The 14,358-nt window shown below is 31.7% G+C and carries 31 protein-coding genes and 1 pseudogene; 5 read left to right on the forward strand and 27 right to left on the reverse strand.

The annotated features are described in order from the left end of the window. Nucleotides 1–47: 47 nt before the first annotated feature. From MUA60_RS13310 to MUA60_RS13415, 22 genes are all read right to left on the reverse strand, one after another. Nucleotides 48–449, reverse strand: coding sequence for a YopX family protein (locus MUA60_RS13310; RefSeq protein WP_262648619.1), 402 nt, complete (start codon nucleotides 447–449; stop codon nucleotides 48–50). A gap of 54 nt (nucleotides 450–503) precedes the next feature. Then, nucleotides 504–1,010: a dUTP diphosphatase gene (locus tag MUA60_RS13315; RefSeq protein ID WP_262648621.1), complete on the reverse strand. Its 507-nt coding sequence runs from the start codon at nucleotides 1,008–1,010 to the stop codon at nucleotides 504–506. Then, nucleotides 1,010–1,171 carry a hypothetical protein gene (locus tag MUA60_RS13320; RefSeq protein WP_204236759.1) on the reverse strand — a complete coding sequence of 54 codons (162 nt, stop codon included), beginning with the start codon at nucleotides 1,169–1,171 and terminating at the stop codon, nucleotides 1,010–1,012. The genes MUA60_RS13315 and MUA60_RS13320 overlap by 1 nt, the downstream gene beginning before the upstream one ends. 229 nt (nucleotides 1,172–1,400) lie before the next feature. Further along, nucleotides 1,401–1,757: a hypothetical protein gene (locus MUA60_RS13325; protein WP_262648436.1), complete on the reverse strand. Its 357-nt coding sequence runs from the start codon at nucleotides 1,755–1,757 to the stop codon at nucleotides 1,401–1,403. 120 nt (nucleotides 1,758–1,877) lie between these two features. Next, complete coding sequence (locus MUA60_RS13330) at nucleotides 1,878–2,369, reverse strand: hypothetical protein (RefSeq protein WP_262648623.1); 492 nt, start codon at nucleotides 2,367–2,369, stop codon at nucleotides 1,878–1,880. Further along, complete coding sequence (locus tag MUA60_RS13335; RefSeq protein ID WP_262648624.1) at nucleotides 2,370–3,200, reverse strand: hypothetical protein; 831 nt, start codon at nucleotides 3,198–3,200, stop codon at nucleotides 2,370–2,372. A 14-nt stretch (nucleotides 3,201–3,214) separates the two neighbouring features. After that, the gene (locus MUA60_RS13340; RefSeq protein WP_262648625.1) at nucleotides 3,215–3,400 is read right to left on the reverse strand and encodes a hypothetical protein; all 186 of its coding nucleotides are present in this window, start codon (nucleotides 3,398–3,400) and stop codon (nucleotides 3,215–3,217) included. A gap of 169 nt (nucleotides 3,401–3,569) precedes the next feature. Then, nucleotides 3,570–4,364, reverse strand: a complete 795-nt coding sequence (locus MUA60_RS13345; protein ID WP_262648626.1) for an ATP-binding protein — start codon at nucleotides 4,362–4,364, stop codon at nucleotides 3,570–3,572. A gap of 9 nt (nucleotides 4,365–4,373) precedes the next feature. Further along, a complete protein-coding gene (locus MUA60_RS13350; protein WP_262648627.1) occupies nucleotides 4,374–5,123 on the reverse strand; it encodes a DnaD domain protein in 750 nt (249 codons plus the stop codon). Continuing rightward, complete coding sequence (locus tag MUA60_RS13355) at nucleotides 5,110–5,787, reverse strand: putative HNHc nuclease (protein WP_262648628.1); 678 nt, start codon at nucleotides 5,785–5,787, stop codon at nucleotides 5,110–5,112. The genes MUA60_RS13350 and MUA60_RS13355 overlap by 14 nt, the downstream gene beginning before the upstream one ends. A gap of 19 nt (nucleotides 5,788–5,806) precedes the next feature. Continuing rightward, nucleotides 5,807–6,319 carry a single-stranded DNA-binding protein gene (gene ssb, locus MUA60_RS13360; RefSeq protein ID WP_262648629.1) on the reverse strand — a complete coding sequence of 171 codons (513 nt, stop codon included), beginning with the start codon at nucleotides 6,317–6,319 and terminating at the stop codon, nucleotides 5,807–5,809. Next, nucleotides 6,316–6,975, reverse strand: coding sequence for an ERF family protein (locus MUA60_RS13365; RefSeq protein ID WP_262648631.1), 660 nt, complete (start codon nucleotides 6,973–6,975; stop codon nucleotides 6,316–6,318). Before MUA60_RS13365 ends, ssb begins: the two co-directional genes overlap by 4 nt. After that, nucleotides 6,976–7,461: a siphovirus Gp157 family protein gene (locus tag MUA60_RS13370; protein ID WP_107602488.1), complete on the reverse strand. Its 486-nt coding sequence runs from the start codon at nucleotides 7,459–7,461 to the stop codon at nucleotides 6,976–6,978. It lies immediately after the preceding gene. Then, on the reverse strand, nucleotides 7,454–7,723 hold the full coding sequence (locus MUA60_RS13375) for a hypothetical protein (protein ID WP_262648633.1): 270 nt from the start codon (nucleotides 7,721–7,723) through the stop codon (nucleotides 7,454–7,456). Before MUA60_RS13375 ends, MUA60_RS13370 begins: the two co-directional genes overlap by 8 nt. A gap of 2 nt (nucleotides 7,724–7,725) precedes the next feature. After that, a complete protein-coding gene (locus MUA60_RS13380) occupies nucleotides 7,726–7,986 on the reverse strand; it encodes a hypothetical protein (RefSeq protein WP_262648634.1) in 261 nt (86 codons plus the stop codon). 92 nt (nucleotides 7,987–8,078) lie between these two features. After that, nucleotides 8,079–8,276, reverse strand: coding sequence for a hypothetical protein (locus MUA60_RS13385; protein ID WP_262648636.1), 198 nt, complete (start codon nucleotides 8,274–8,276; stop codon nucleotides 8,079–8,081). After that, entirely contained in the window at nucleotides 8,273–8,566 is a 294-nt protein-coding gene (locus MUA60_RS13390; protein WP_262648637.1) for a hypothetical protein, read from the reverse strand. Before MUA60_RS13390 ends, MUA60_RS13385 begins: the two co-directional genes overlap by 4 nt. After that, entirely contained in the window at nucleotides 8,567–8,806 is a 240-nt protein-coding gene (locus MUA60_RS13395; protein ID WP_262648638.1) for a hypothetical protein, read from the reverse strand. Further along, nucleotides 8,807–8,983, reverse strand: coding sequence for a hypothetical protein (locus tag MUA60_RS13400; RefSeq protein WP_262648639.1), 177 nt, complete (start codon nucleotides 8,981–8,983; stop codon nucleotides 8,807–8,809). Beyond that, nucleotides 8,984–9,196 carry a hypothetical protein gene (locus tag MUA60_RS13405; RefSeq protein WP_262648640.1) on the reverse strand — a complete coding sequence of 71 codons (213 nt, stop codon included), beginning with the start codon at nucleotides 9,194–9,196 and terminating at the stop codon, nucleotides 8,984–8,986. 122 nt (nucleotides 9,197–9,318) lie between these two features. Continuing rightward, on the reverse strand, nucleotides 9,319–9,501 hold the full coding sequence (locus MUA60_RS13410) for a hypothetical protein (RefSeq protein WP_262648641.1): 183 nt from the start codon (nucleotides 9,499–9,501) through the stop codon (nucleotides 9,319–9,321). Nucleotides 9,502–9,636: 135 nt separating this feature from the next. Then, on the reverse strand, nucleotides 9,637–9,831 hold the full coding sequence (locus MUA60_RS13415; RefSeq protein WP_262648643.1) for a hypothetical protein: 195 nt from the start codon (nucleotides 9,829–9,831) through the stop codon (nucleotides 9,637–9,639). Between the two features lie 59 nt (nucleotides 9,832–9,890). Here MUA60_RS13415 and MUA60_RS13420 point away from each other — a divergent pair, with 59 nt between their 5' ends. After that, on the forward strand, nucleotides 9,891–10,061 hold the full coding sequence (locus MUA60_RS13420; protein WP_181302147.1) for a hypothetical protein: 171 nt from the start codon (nucleotides 9,891–9,893) through the stop codon (nucleotides 10,059–10,061). On the opposite strand, the gene MUA60_RS13425 is transcribed toward MUA60_RS13420, so the two are convergent. Further along, a complete protein-coding gene (locus MUA60_RS13425) occupies nucleotides 10,058–10,363 on the reverse strand; it encodes a hypothetical protein (protein WP_218697270.1) in 306 nt (101 codons plus the stop codon). The two genes, MUA60_RS13420 and MUA60_RS13425, sit on opposite strands and share 4 nt — an antisense overlap. A 46-nt stretch (nucleotides 10,364–10,409) precedes the next feature. On the opposite strand from MUA60_RS13425, the pseudogene MUA60_RS13430 reads away from it, so the two are divergent. Then, nucleotides 10,410–10,791: pseudogene (locus tag MUA60_RS13430) on the forward strand (DUF2513 domain-containing protein). Here MUA60_RS13430 and MUA60_RS13435 read toward each other — a convergent pair. From MUA60_RS13435 to MUA60_RS13445, 3 genes are read right to left on the reverse strand one after another with little or no spacing between them, the layout of a single operon-like run. Beyond that, entirely contained in the window at nucleotides 10,778–10,972 is a 195-nt protein-coding gene (locus MUA60_RS13435) for a hypothetical protein (RefSeq protein ID WP_218697268.1), read from the reverse strand. The pseudogene MUA60_RS13430 and the gene MUA60_RS13435 overlap by 14 nt on opposite strands. 20 nt (nucleotides 10,973–10,992) lie before the next feature. Continuing rightward, entirely contained in the window at nucleotides 10,993–11,736 is a 744-nt protein-coding gene (locus MUA60_RS13440; protein WP_262648644.1) for a phage antirepressor KilAC domain-containing protein, read from the reverse strand. A gap of 35 nt (nucleotides 11,737–11,771) precedes the next feature. Then, nucleotides 11,772–11,966: a helix-turn-helix domain-containing protein gene (locus MUA60_RS13445; protein ID WP_262642774.1), complete on the reverse strand. Its 195-nt coding sequence runs from the start codon at nucleotides 11,964–11,966 to the stop codon at nucleotides 11,772–11,774. A gap of 194 nt (nucleotides 11,967–12,160) precedes the next feature. On the opposite strand from MUA60_RS13445, the gene MUA60_RS13450 reads away from it, so the two are divergent. From MUA60_RS13450 to MUA60_RS13460, 3 genes are read left to right on the forward strand one after another with little or no spacing between them, the layout of a single operon-like run. Continuing rightward, nucleotides 12,161–12,775 (forward strand): LexA family protein, encoded by a 615-nt coding sequence (locus MUA60_RS13450; RefSeq protein WP_262648645.1) that lies wholly within the window; start codon nucleotides 12,161–12,163, stop codon nucleotides 12,773–12,775. A 12-nt stretch (nucleotides 12,776–12,787) separates the two neighbouring features. Further along, nucleotides 12,788–13,828: an exonuclease domain-containing protein gene (locus tag MUA60_RS13455; RefSeq protein ID WP_262648646.1), complete on the forward strand. Its 1,041-nt coding sequence runs from the start codon at nucleotides 12,788–12,790 to the stop codon at nucleotides 13,826–13,828. Nucleotides 13,829–13,880: 52 nt separating this feature from the next. Continuing rightward, entirely contained in the window at nucleotides 13,881–14,102 is a 222-nt protein-coding gene (locus tag MUA60_RS13460) for a hypothetical protein (RefSeq protein ID WP_262648647.1), read from the forward strand. A 19-nt stretch (nucleotides 14,103–14,121) separates the two neighbouring features. Here the strand turns inward: MUA60_RS13460 and MUA60_RS13465 are convergent, their stop codons facing one another. After that, entirely contained in the window at nucleotides 14,122–14,313 is a 192-nt protein-coding gene (locus tag MUA60_RS13465; protein ID WP_262648648.1) for a hypothetical protein, read from the reverse strand. Nucleotides 14,314–14,358 lie beyond the last annotated feature (45 nt).

Raw genomic sequence — 14,358 nt, forward strand, 5'->3', positions numbered from 1 at the left:
TTGCTTTAAGTAAAGCATCCTGTCCTTTTTCTTTACCTTGTAATACTTCATATACTCTTTGGTCTCCTGATTAACCCACGATGTTCGAATTTATTACCAACTACTTCTACTTCATGATTACCGTATGCTAATGCTTTACCACCTCTATAATTATCCATACGCCATTCTCCACTTCTAGCTTGAATAATTTCTAAGTAAGCATTACTTATAAATGGATTAGGTACAGGGACATGTTTGACTATATCCCCCTCAAATATTTCCTTACCGTTCTTGTCGAATAGTCCAGTTGATTGGAGTAGTTCGATGTCTGAAAAATAAATAAATCCTCCATCACTTTCATCATCAATCATTTCTTTAGTCCATACACCCTCTGCATCATAATTAATTCCATGAACATTTAACATTTCTTTATCAAATTTATCCCACTCTCTAAATCTTAGTCTATTCATCTTCCCAACACTTCCTTTACCTTATCTAAAATATCAGGCTGACTTTCGCCACCCTTAATATCCACTTGATCCAAAACCGTTTGTTCCTCTTTCGCTTTCACTTTCAAACTCCTCTACAACATTTACTTCTGGTGTTACGATTGGTACGATAACCAACTGCGCTATTTTGTCTCCTTTGTTGATAACGTATTTTGCATTAACAGGTTCACCAACATAACCACAATCAAGATTATTTTTAATATCAAAATAAGCATATTCTTTTATATCGAGTATCTGTTTGTCATTCTTAATATTCACTCTCACATGTCCGTTATATCCTGCGTCAATCTTACCTGTTTCAACAACTAAATGTGTCTTGCTACTTACACCACTTCTGCTAGTCAATAACCCTACATAACCCTCTGGAATGTTTACTGCAATATCTGTTGCAAGTAAAATCTTTTCTTGTGGTTCGATTTCAACTTCTTCTGCTGCGTATATATCAAGTCCAGCACTCACACCATATGCCCTAGTTGGAATTGTTGCGTTGTCTGATAGTAATTTGATGTTTAGGTTGTTCATTACTCTACCTCCGTTATTGATAAATCATATTCATCACATTCGCTTGGTACTTCCATTGTTGCTATATCCTGTGCTTCAAATTCTGCTTCTTCCATACTTTCAGCTGTGATAGTTTCGTTAATTACACCTTTATATATAATTTCAATATTGTATTGTTTCATGTTATTTGTCCTCCTTAATTTGTTTAACGTTTTCATACAGTCCGATAACTTCCCCAACTAATCTAATTGTCGTACCTAATAAAATAACTTTTTCGTGTAGTTTCATGTTAATTACCCTCCGAATCTCCTACTATCTCCCAACATTCATCTAATTTCCCTATATTACGTGTAGAAATATTCCAATCTCCATTGGCATAATTAACTAGTTCTTGTTGGTAATCTTCGGCATTTAATCAGCCTCCAAATCAAACAACTTTTGATTATTTTCTTCTAAACTTTTAAACAACATTTCCATATGCTCTTTTGGATAATTCCCATCATTTCTGAGACGCATTTTATATTCAGCTTTCATATTATTAATCGCTTGTTTCATATGCCACCTTGTTAGCTGTTTAACATCATTTGCAAATTCATCTGACATTGCCATAATATCTCCACTATCTTTTGTGTCGTATATAACAGGTCTAACTTCTAATGGTCTATTGAATGTCTTGTTGTAATCTGTAATTGCCCATTTGAGTTTTCTTTGTAAGTCGAAGAATGATAACTGTTGTATTTCTTCAATAGTTAGATTAAATAATGCCATGTCATTCACGCTCCTTTAACAAATTCTTGAGTAAGCGTATCTCTTTATTTTTTTGGTGTAATAACAAATTCGCGAAAAATACATGCAATAATAATAGTGTTGATAATATTGTTACAGTCATTACTTCTCACGCTCCATATCATTTATATATCCGACTAAACTTTTATATCTCCACTCGCTAGGGTTGTTTTCTTCTTTGAGTCTGATGAAATGCGTAAGTCTCTTATATTTCTCACTCAACTTTTCATACATTGGTTTGTATGTTTTAATCGCATCAAGATGCATTTCTATTGCTGCCTTTTCTTCCCTCAACTTCTCCACATCTTTAATAAGTGAGTCACGTTCACGCTTATACTTAATACTTTCTTCGACTGCTTCTTTTAATCCAGCTGTTAATTTGTCATGTGCCATTTTGTACTGATCGAGTTCGTTGTTAAGATTGGCATTTTCTTCTTTTAAATTATCGATGAGTTTATCACGAGTTTTTTGGTTCTTTTTTAATAGAGCTATATCTTCTCGTAACAAATTACCTTGGTGTTTTAACTGATCGAGTTCTTTTTTTACCTCTTCATACATCATCAGCAACTCTACTTGGTCCTTACTACCTTCCATCTACTCCACCAGCCCTTTCTCTTTAGTCCATATCAATTGATCTATCCTATCGTTTTTCATTAAATATATTTCTAGATATACAAATCGAGAATTATTAGGTTGTAGACTTAATACTTGGTTTATACTGACGTTACCTTTTCGACAAACATGAGTACTTTCTCTGTCATAAGGAGATATTTGTTTTCTTACAATCACTACCGCATCTAATACCGTATCCTCTGTGATTTCTTGTTCAATCTCTACTATGAAAGTATCTTCTTTGCTAAAGGCATATCCAATTACTGTTTTTCCGTCGAATGAAAAGTTAACTGAAAGTCCATTCTTAGAATTATAAACAGCGTTTTTTATATCATTTTTAAACCCCCACTCAATCAACTGTGGTAATGTCATTTCTTTCTTTGTTTTTATTGTTGGCATAGTGCATCCCTCTTTCATGTTTTTAGCAATGTTTAGATTATTACCTTTAGGTTTATCATTTTTATAAACTCTTTCTTTAAAATTAAGCGCCACTGTTTTTTTATAAGCAGTTCTTTCCATACCAACAAAGTGTTTGTTAGGTGGATGAGATAACGCAATTTCTCTTGGATAACCTCTACTAATTCTCAAATGAAACATCTTTTTGGTTACACCGTTCTTTTTCATAATGTTTAATTCTTCGGTTGTAAATAACTGACGTTTATGTGTTGGTGTATTGATTGCCTGTGATACAGACCAACCTCTATTTATTCTTCCTAAAAATGCACTGTATGATACGCCATTAGCTTTTGCCTCTGCTATATCTTCTTTCGTATATTTAGATATTCTTTCGATTTTTGGTGTGTATTTAACCATAACTATATCCCTCCTTAATCAACCCATAATATCTCTGTTTCAAGTTCTTTTATTTTTCCGTCTATTAAGTCAGGTGACTTTTGTTCTGCTAAATTTTTAATATAATCTACTGCCTCTTCTTTCGTTCTACCTGGTGCATATGTTTCGACTTTTAGTTCTGCAGTGACTTTCACTACAACTAATCTTTGTGGTTCTTCCATATGATCACTTCCTAACAGTTTTCAATAATTGCTGGTGTGTTTTTCAATTTGTATTCTTGAAAAGCTATTTCGTCATATATCTTTTCGTAATCATTGCCATACCATTTGAAAAACAATTTTGCTCTTTCTTCGCTACAATTTAACCTTCTCTGTATTTCTTTAATTGTTATCATGTTAATTGTCTAAATCCTTTCATTCGATAGTCATCGCCTTCTAGTGTTAACGCAGTTGTATTAGACATTAAGCGACTGAACAGTCTTTGTTGGTCTTTTGTAGCAGTAAGTTCTTTTATCGTTAAATTAGTTGTGATGATGTTATGTTTACCTTTTCTACTTTCAGCAATTTGAAATAGTTTTGACATGCCATAATCAGTAACGTTCATGCCATAATCATCAAACACCATTAAATCAACTTGACTTATTGCTCTTTCTAAATCTGATTCTGAATACTCACTATTTTTATCGAATGTAGACCTAAACTTTGATATCAATTCTGATAAGTTAATGAATAATACAGAATAGTTCTTGTCCTTTACTTCTTTTAAAATCGACATTGCTAAATGTGATTTGCCTAATCCAAAAGAACCTTGTAATAACAGTGATTGTTTATTTTCTAGAGTGAATGATTCTGCATATCGCTTGCATAGTGCCTTTGCTTTCTCTTGGCTTTCATTTTCAGGAATAAAACCTTCGAATGTTGCGCTCTTTGTTTCCTCGTTTTCACTTGAAAATTTAAGTATTCGATTAACTTCTTTTTGTTTTTGTTGGTATTTGAAGTTTCTTGACATTTCTTTACCATGTTCAATCATTTCGCAGTCACAACCTAACTTAAATGAATAACCACTTTTGAATTGATATTCTTCATATTCTCGACCACATTTTTCACATCTAGCTTTTTTAATTAATTTAGGCTGTGTTTTATGTTCTAATTTATTTGCTAATTTAGGATTAAATAAGTCGTTCATCTAATCACCTCAATTATTCATATATTTAAGATATGGATTATCTTCATCAGATATCTTTTCTTGCTTACTTCGTTTATTACTTCTTGCTGAAATATCGTCCAATGTTTTAATGCCATCGTTATGCCATGATTTAAGTATTGAGTTAACATAGTTCCAAGTTATTACGTTATTGTTTACTGCTTCTTTCATAGCTGCTATAACTATTTCATTTCCGTATTCTTTGAAGTCATCTATCCAAGCACTAATTTGATCTGTAATATATGGCTTAAGTACGCCAAAACCATTAGCTTGGTAAAAGTCAAACGGCGACTGCTTACTACTACTGTCATTCTTAGTATTGTTATTATTAGTTAAATCATTATTAGTACTATTATTATTAGTAGTGTTCGATTCTCCTACGTAGGTTTTTCCTACGTTGGATTTTCCTACGTTGGATTTTCCTACGTTGGATAATCGCATGTGGGTTGGATGTTCAAAAACTGAATACTCATATTCTTTTAAACGCCCCTTATCGTCACGTTTCCTCGTTCTTCGTATATAACCAATTTCTTCAAGCTCTTTAATGCCGCTTTTTAAACTACTCAGCCCATCACTAGTATGTTTTACTAATTCAGTTTCATATACTTGCCAGTCATCTGGACGGCTAAGTAAATACAATAATATTCCTTTGGCTTTCCAACTGATTGTATCGTCGTGTATAAATTCTTTATGAACAGTTACAAAATTACCTGACTCTTTATAAACTCTAAATGTCGCCATTATTTTCACCTCTTAACATTCTGTTTAATCTTTCATCTACTTGAACCCAACTATCCTCTAAATGGTATTTTTTATTGAAGCTATCCATACCTATCGTGTGCTGTTCAGTATGGTGTTCTCTACAAAGTGCTAACACTTTATTATCTGTATGATCAATCTTGTTTCTATTTCGTCCTCTACCTACTGCATTAAAATGTGCTAAATCGCTATTAGACTTGCCACAAATGGCACATGTCCGATTGATGGTACTTACATATAGAAAACTCTTATCGTCCTTTAACAGGTCGCTAGTGCGATAATTTAAAGGTATGTCATGTATGAAAACCCAATTGATAATAATATCTATTAATTCTTTTGCTATTTCCCTACTACAATTTGATAAGCTAAACGATTCATAACCATTCATGAACACAATGTAATCTTTAAACATCTGTCTCATATACTCTCTTGGTTGCCCTGTGTGTGCTTCTATGTCATTACATAAGGCGAATATCTTACGACGTTGTTTATCGGTTATCGTATCGATATCTAGTACATCTAACTTCACGTTGACAGGCACATTGTTATCAAGTAGTAACGTTGTTTTATTGTCTAGTTCAGCATCATCTATGACGATAGTATGGCTACCGTCATAGTTTTGCTGATACGCTATAATTTGAGTCATTTGTTCACTTCCTGTTCATTTAGAAAGGTAAATCATCATCCTTTATATCAATTGGTCCATTCGCATTGGCAAATGGATTGTGCTGTTGTTGTGCTTGGTATTGATTGTTTTGTGGTTGTTGGTAATTGTTAGGTTGTTGATAACTTTGTTGTTGGTATCCTTGTTGTTGATTATATTGAGGGGCTTGATTGTTACTCTGCTGTTGGTTATTACTTTTCGGTTCTAGGAATTGTACACTGTCACATACAACTTCTGTGACATATACACGCTTACCTTCATTATTTTCATAATTTCTAGTTTGAATTCTACCTTCAACACCTGCTAGACTACCTTTTTGTAAATAATTATTAACTGCTTCAGCAGTGTTCTTAAATGATACACAGTTGATAAAGTCTGCTTGTCTTTCACCATTCTGATTTGTAAATGACCTATTAATCGCTATAGTAAATGTTGTTACCGCAATACCATTTGGTGTAGTTCTATATTCTGGATTTTTAGTTAATCTCCCTACTAATACTGCTCTATTAATCATTTCTGTTGTCCTCCTTGATTTTGTTTAATAATATCTTGCTTCCAGGCGTTCAATATTTGAATAGCTTGCATAGTTTCAGCAATACTTAATTTTTCATAGTTAATAATTTTCAATTGCGCTTTGACTGATTCAGTATCTGCTTTTACTAATTGCGCAAATCCTTCTATATGTTTTTGCAATAGTTTGATATCACTATCATCAGCTTTTGTATATTTCTCTTTCTTTTGTTTTGCATCTGCATCATCTTCATCAGTTGGTATATTGAAGAACTTGAGTAAGAAATAACGTTCGGCATATGTTAAAGCTGTACCATATGCTTTACTGGCATCATCTTGATGACCTATCGCATAGAACGGTACTTCTAATCTTTCTTTAGGGTTGTCAGTGTTAATAAATGTATACGTCATATTCATTTCTACTAAGATATTTGGTTTCATATTGCCTTTCACTAAAACTTGAATGTCTTTGTAATCTGCTTGATGAACACTCGGATATAGCAATAAATGATTTTCTTCCATTGCTTTTCTTATTTTGTGTAATATTTGAGAACCTTCAACATAGTTGTATTTGTATCCCTCAGCATCCTTTGTAAAGCCTTCTATATTGGATTTAACATCTAAGATACGTTGGTATAAATTTGTTTCTTGTTCACACATTTACTTAACCCCCAATGATTGTGTTTGTTTAAGCTCTACGCCATCAAACTCACCATTAGCTTTAACATGAGCTAATAACCCGCGTTTATCGAGTTTCGGTGTTTGTTCTTTATAAAAATCTTTCGGTATTTTAGTTTCATCTTTAATGTCTAAAGAAGGTGCATTATTTCGTATTGAATAATTGTGTAGTTTAGTTTTAAATTTTGTTTTACCTGTATAGGTCATTGCTTCTAATAAAGTAGTTTTTAAACGCTCAATACCGTTATTATTCTTTTTCTTACGTTCTTGTAATCTTTTTACTTCACGATCAATCGCTTCATTCTCTGACTCTAACGTTTTAACAACTGCATAATAGCCATCTGCTTTATCTTCTAAGGCATCGTTAATAGAATCTAATGTGTCTTTTAATGCTTTGTCATCCTCACTGTCTTGAATGATTTCCAACACTTCTCTATATTGACTTGATAGTTCAAATATATTAGCCATGAATATACTCCTCCTTTATTGCTGCTAATCGTTGGTCCTCTTGTAAACATCTGTATACTTCTTTGCAGACATATTCCATTTCATGTGGATGAATTAAATCTAATGTTGTATGGTAACTGCCTGCATATTTAAAGTGAATAACTAATTCACAAATATGTTTGTCGTCTTGTTCTACTTTATACTTAAGTTTTCTCGGCTTTAAGTAACAGTTTTCTAATAATTGAAGCCTATATTGATTACGTTTTAAATGTGGTGTGTACATATTTACAACCCTTTCTTAATCAAAGCCTTTCCTCTCATAACTTCGACCATATGGTTTTTAAGTCTTTCAAACGATTCTGGATGGTTCTCATAAATAGCAATCCATTTGTTATTGCTGTCGTATGAGTCGTGCCAATGCGTAAAATTAATCGCTATTCCATGTTTGTTACGATCTATTTCTAACCAGCAACGCTGGTCACTTACTTTAAACTCTTCAAATAATCTAGCAAATAAGCTATATAGTTTCTTCTGATTGCTCGTCACCTTTGACGACCTCCTTGATTAGTTATATAATTTAATTTTATAATATTTCTAATTTCATTGACTCCTTCTGTCTGCAAACAGTTGGAGTCTTTTTATTTTTTCAGACTTTCTTTTAAAAACATAAGATCTTTCTTAACCTCTGTTAAAACTTCTATTCTTTCTTGCGATGAAATGAGTCGTTCTTCTGTTCTTTTTATTAACGATTTATGTTCTTCAATAATTTCATGATTATCCTTTATTCTCTTCTCGATTTCTCTTATTTGATGTTCGTAGTAATCTGATTTTTTCATTTTAAGTTCACTCCTGTGTTATTAATAAAGTTGTCTACTTTCTCTCTGAATCTATATTTTATTTCACTGTTAATCGCATCTGAAATATCTCCTGATAAAATGCTAAACCTAAGTTCTGACTTATTAAAACCATTAAAACTATTTGAAATTTGTGGCGATAACCTTTCAGGTTCAAAATTTCTTAACTCACCTAACGTCTCACATTCTCTTAAAGCTTTTTTGAATTGAAATTCGACTTCTCGATTAATCTCTATTTCTAATTGGTCTCTTAAATTAATAATATTTTCCATCTACTTGTCCTCCTTATCCATGATGATTTTTGTTTTAGGCTTAAAGCTGTTAATTTCCTTTACTTCGCTATCTAGTCTTGTAGTTAGACTTTGTAGTTTGTTTTTGTGTTCCTTATAAAAGTTCAATTCATTTTCAAGTTGATACATTAATGACTGTGCTTCAGATACAAGTTGTTTCATATCATCCATGTTTGTTATTTCTATTGTTACTCGTCCACTTTTCTTTTTACGTTTAAACATCTACTCTTCAACTCCTTTATATATTTGATCAGCCATTTCAAATCCTGCTACCGTCACTATCCAAAATAGAAACGAATGCTCAATAGGTGTTGTACTAAATGACGATATAATAAAGAACTCAACAACAATTGCTAGTGTTAAAGCTGGGTACTTCATGATGTTCCATGCCACGGTCATTTAGTTTACCTCCGTTTCTTTTTTCATAAGGTTTTCAGCTATATAGTCAATAGCTGGTGCTACTTTGATGTAACGCTTGTTTCCATTTCCAAATCGATACATACATTTTTCTTGAAAGCCTTTGTTAGCGAAAACTTTTCTTTCTAGATCATTTTCTGATATTCCACTAATTCTTTTAAATTCTTTTACGTCTGCAAAGCCGATGAATTCCATGTTATTGCCTCCTTTCGTGCATAATTTAGTTATCAAATAATAAGGTGATGATAAAATATGAATAAATCTGATAAAGAATTAGCAGTTGAGCTAACTGTTGCTACTATCGATATGGTTACTAATCATAAAATTATTAAAGCTATTCCAATAATCAATAAAATTAATGATAATTCTATGAATACTAAGACTAAAAACAAATTCAATATTAGATTGAAAGTCCTGTTCATATCCCCTAACAAGCGATATAAATCTTTCCAAACTATCTTGAGTAAATCTTCTTGAGATAGTTTTTTGTTTTCGATCATTTCGTTTCCTCCTTTAAGTTGGTTGTTCGATTGTGGGATTTGTTCATAAATTTTCTGCTATACTCCTGTTAAGGAGGTGAGTTATTATGAATTTCTATTTATCTCTTTATGAGCTAAACAAAAAGTATTCTCAATCTATCGCTTACAATACCGCGATGCTGCTTCTACAAGACGACGAGCAGAATCATTAGCCGATTTTGAGCATTTAGGTATAACAAATTTTTCATTTGATAACTCTGAAAGATTCTTAGGTCGATTAAGCAATTGTTCTATCACTGTTGCAGCAGCGTATAGGATGATTGCTTTTTTAATTGTTTGTAATGCTTGCATTTGTTATTCATCCTTTCTGATATAATTTAGTTATCCCTATATGAAGGGAGGTGTTTTTTATGGCTAAGAACCCACCTAAAGACGGACGTCGCAAAGGTGCAGTTAAAAGTCGTTCTCAAGTTAAAAACCCTAAAACTAAACGTTACGTAAAACGTAATTCTGAAACTGGTAGATTTATGGATATGAAATCAGATTCAAAACCGTTTAAAGGTGTTCGCAAAGAACATTAACTTGATGGAAGCTGCTCTATTTGATTTAGAGTGGCTTTTATTTCGTTTTGAGATACAACTTGATTAATTACTACTGAAAGATTTTTAACCAATTCTTCATCATGGTCTTCATAACCTGCTTCGTACATTATTGCGTGAAATAACTCATGCACTAATACTTGCTTCTTACGTTCAGTTGATAAGCCTCGTTTAATTTGTATTAGGCTTTCTCTATATATACAAATACCTAAACAACTCGGATCATTATCAACTTCTTCAGCTTGCATTACGTAGTACTTCACTCCACAAACGTTGATATTCATTTACTCTTCTCCTTTCTGCTATACTCCTATTAAGGAGGTGATTAATATGAAACTAAATCAGGACTGCGTAAGACATTTATTATTAGAAGTTGAATCAAATAAAAAAACTTGGCGAGCCACTTACTGAATATAATTTCAAAGACAATATAATTTTTGGTAAATATGATTTTGAAACGGTAATGTACTCGCTTTTAAAATTAAAAGAAGCTGGATATATCGATGCTCAGTTTAGTTGGTCATCTGGAAAAATTATTGCTTGGATAATCAATGACATCACCTGGTCAGGTCATGAATTTTTAGACAATATTAGAGATGACAAGACATGGAAAGAAGTTAAAAAAGTTGCTAGTAAAACATCAAGTATGTCTTTAACATTGCTGAATAAATTAGCTTTCCAATACCTTTCTCAAAAATTCAATCTAACTTAAATTCAACTCCATCAACTAATGCATAAAAGTTGCTTTTTAGTTCAGGTCTTCTCGCTAATGTTCCGTCAATAAAATAATTTTGAGTCATTAAATCATAACCATCATTTATTTGAACATCTAATGGTCGTCTATTACCTTCTTCGTCATAGTAGTAATAGATGACCTTTTTTGATTCATTCACTGTGTTTCCTCCTTTATCTACTACGGCTGTTCACATAAGAACTTATTGATAAAATATTGTTGGCCTTTACCAGTTACTTTTGGTGTCTTACTAATCGATACATGACCATCTGAATGTGTAATGGACGTCTCTTTGATTTCAAATAGTTCTCTTTCCATTGAGTACTGTGTCGGCATGTTGTAATCAACGCCCTTACGTTTAATGAGGAATCCATTTTGACGTAACCATTCGAATAATCTACGTTGACCAATATCTACACCATTTTGTTTGATAATCTTCGCTAACTCACCAACCAGAATTGATGTCTTTGTTGTTGCTACTGCATCAGCAAATAATACTTTTGGCTTATCTTTTTCAATCTGTGTTTCTAATTGATAGATTGTGCTATTTGCTATCTTAAGTGCTCGTTGCATGATCATTTCTGGACTGTTCCATGCTTTTTCTACTTGGATGAAATATTCTCTAAAATCAAAACCTCTTTCTGTACCTGACATCATCGCTATATGCTTTGCTACATCAAGCGTTAAAGCGTAATCTTCTAGTTGTCTAACAGCACCATTATTAACAACCGTACTTGTAAGTACACTTGTAAAATCTTGATTTTCTTTAAAATGCTTTAAATTAATATCTGCCCATGCGCTAAAACGTTTTTTGACACCTAATGCTTTGTATAACTCTCTTGCGCTTATAGCGATTTCTCCATTTTCTTTTTCTTGGATATTGAACATTTCCGATATTTTCGGCTTAGTTTGTAAATCTTGCATTGGTTAGTCCTCCTTTAAGTTGTTACTTGTTCTTTTTATCGCGAAAACAAATATTCAATCTCATACTCTGGAAAGAAAGTATTTTTAATAAGTAACGCTTCTCCAAATTTGAAATCTGAAATACCATTAATCTTATCTGATACTGTTTGATATCGAACTTCTAATAAATCTGCGATATCCACCAAAGAGACTTTTTTCTGTTTTCTGACTTCCTCTAAATTAGTCAGCATAGTACCTCCTCCTTAATACGAATTTTCGTACTTTTTATTTTAAAAATAAGCACTCCGCTAGTGCTTACCTAAAATATATACGAATTTTCGTGCCTAGTCAATGCTAATCTTCATATTTTTCATAAATTTTTATATTGATATACGATTTTTCGTATGTTATTATATAAGTAGAAATTAAAAACGAGGTAAACAAAATGACTAAAGAAAAAGATTTAAAGCGTCTTATGGAACTAAAATCTGGTAGTGTGAAAGCTTTCTCAGAAGAAATTGGTTTAGCTTACACAACCGTTAGATCTATTTTAGAACGAGGAGTATTCAATGCTAAGGTAGAAAATGTCATCAAAATTTGTAAAGGATTAAATATAAAACCTGAGGATATAATGGAGATTGAACAACCAAAAATAGAAACCCTCCCAGTCAAAAAAATACCTGTCGTTTCAAAAATATCTGCTGGTCTGCCTATATACTCAGAAGAAAATTTAATCGACTACATTTATTTTGCTACAGATAAAACGAATTCTAATAAAGAAAAATTTGCTTTAAAAGTATCTGGTGATAGTATGGATAAAATTTTCCAAGATGGTGATATTGTTGTGGTCGAAAAAGATTCCGTTGTAGAGAATGGACAATTAGGTGTCGTAATGGTGAATGGATACAATGCGACTGTCAAAAGAATTAGATATGACGGCGATCAAGTCATGCTAATACCTGAATCTAATAATCCTATCCATTTTCCACAAGTATATAATTTTAACGACGAAATAAAAGTTGTAGGTAAAGTAGTAGCAAGTCAAAGAATTTTTAAATAAAAGGTGATAAAAATGAAAGCGAAAAGAAAGGACAAAATGTTATTTCAAGAAAAGTTTCCAAATTCTGATATCTTACTGGAAACAGATGCATCAACAGATGTTGAAAATGTATATTCAACAGGATCAATTTTTGTAACGATTAATGAATTTATATTTATTTACTCTAAAAAGAATTTTATTTATAAAATCCCTTGGAAAGATGTACTATCTTTAGATAAAAAAATTGGCTTCATATCTAATAAATGCATTTTAATGTATGAAAAAGATAAAAAAATAACTCTATCTTTTACATCAAGTGATGCTGTATACTCAATCGATATTTTATATAAATCAATATGTTTAAATGTCCAGAACAAAAAAGAATTGATTGAAAATATAATAAGTTTGAGGGAAGAAAATGAGAAGTTGCTACGTGAAAATACAGAATTAAGAAAAATTAATAACAAGTACAAATCGTTATATAAGACGCCTTTAAAAGAATTATACGAATCTTCAAAAGATGAAAAACATACTTTAGATTTAACATATACAAAAGCAAGAAAACTAACTGATACATTTGTCGTTATTGATTTTGAAACTACAGGCTTAAAATACAACGAACATGAAATTATACAATACGGGATTATTGAATACAAAAACGGTAAAATTATCAATGAATATAGTGAATACTTCAAACCCAATAAACAAGTTAGTAAAAGAATTGAACAAAAAACTGGAATTACTAATGAATTTCTCCAAGATAAGCCTGCATTAGGTAAACGACACTTAGAAGAATTACATAGTCTAATAAAAGGAAAAACTTTAGTTGCACATAATGCGCCTTTTGATATGAAATTTTTACTAAACCAATTTTACTTACATGATATACAACATGAGAAGTTTAGAGTTATTGATACCCTTACTTATTCACGAAGGTTAATTAAAGAAACTCCAAACCATAAATTACAAACTTTAAAAGAATATTTCAATTTAGATGATGGTTCTTCTCATAATGCAATCAATGATTGTAGAGCAACTGGAAATTTACTTTTACTTTTATTAACTAGAGAATAACCAAAACACCCTTATGAAGTTTCTATTTAAAACATTTTAAGGAGGAAATAAGATGGATTACAAAACATTTAAAGAACACATGGATGATAACCTCGAATCCCTTGACTCTTTTTATAATAAAGTTACAGAATTCCAATTAGATAAGAATAAAAGCCGTGCTAAAAAATCAAGATGGAATGATGCTAAAGTACAGCGTGCTATAGATAATCAGTTTCCCATTCCAATCCAGGAGAGGTTTCGAAGGCAGATTGTCAAATTATATTATCCTGTATAAAAGTTCTAATAGACGAACACTACTCAAAATAAAGTATACCTTTTCTTTCTTTTACAGAAGATTCATTTACCTTATCGAATGCGCTTATAAACGCATTAGTGTACTTCTCTTTAGACAAATCATTATAAGGATTAGAGTATACATCTGTTGTACATTCCAAATGGTAAAGCGCGTCGTATATAATTGCTATTTCATCTTGTGAAAAATTCACTATAATCACCTACTTTCTATAATTATAACATATGTTATATAGTTA

Source organism: Mammaliicoccus sciuri, assembly GCF_025561425.1.
Taxonomy (GTDB): Bacteria; Bacillota; Bacilli; order Staphylococcales; family Staphylococcaceae; genus Mammaliicoccus; species Mammaliicoccus sciuri_A.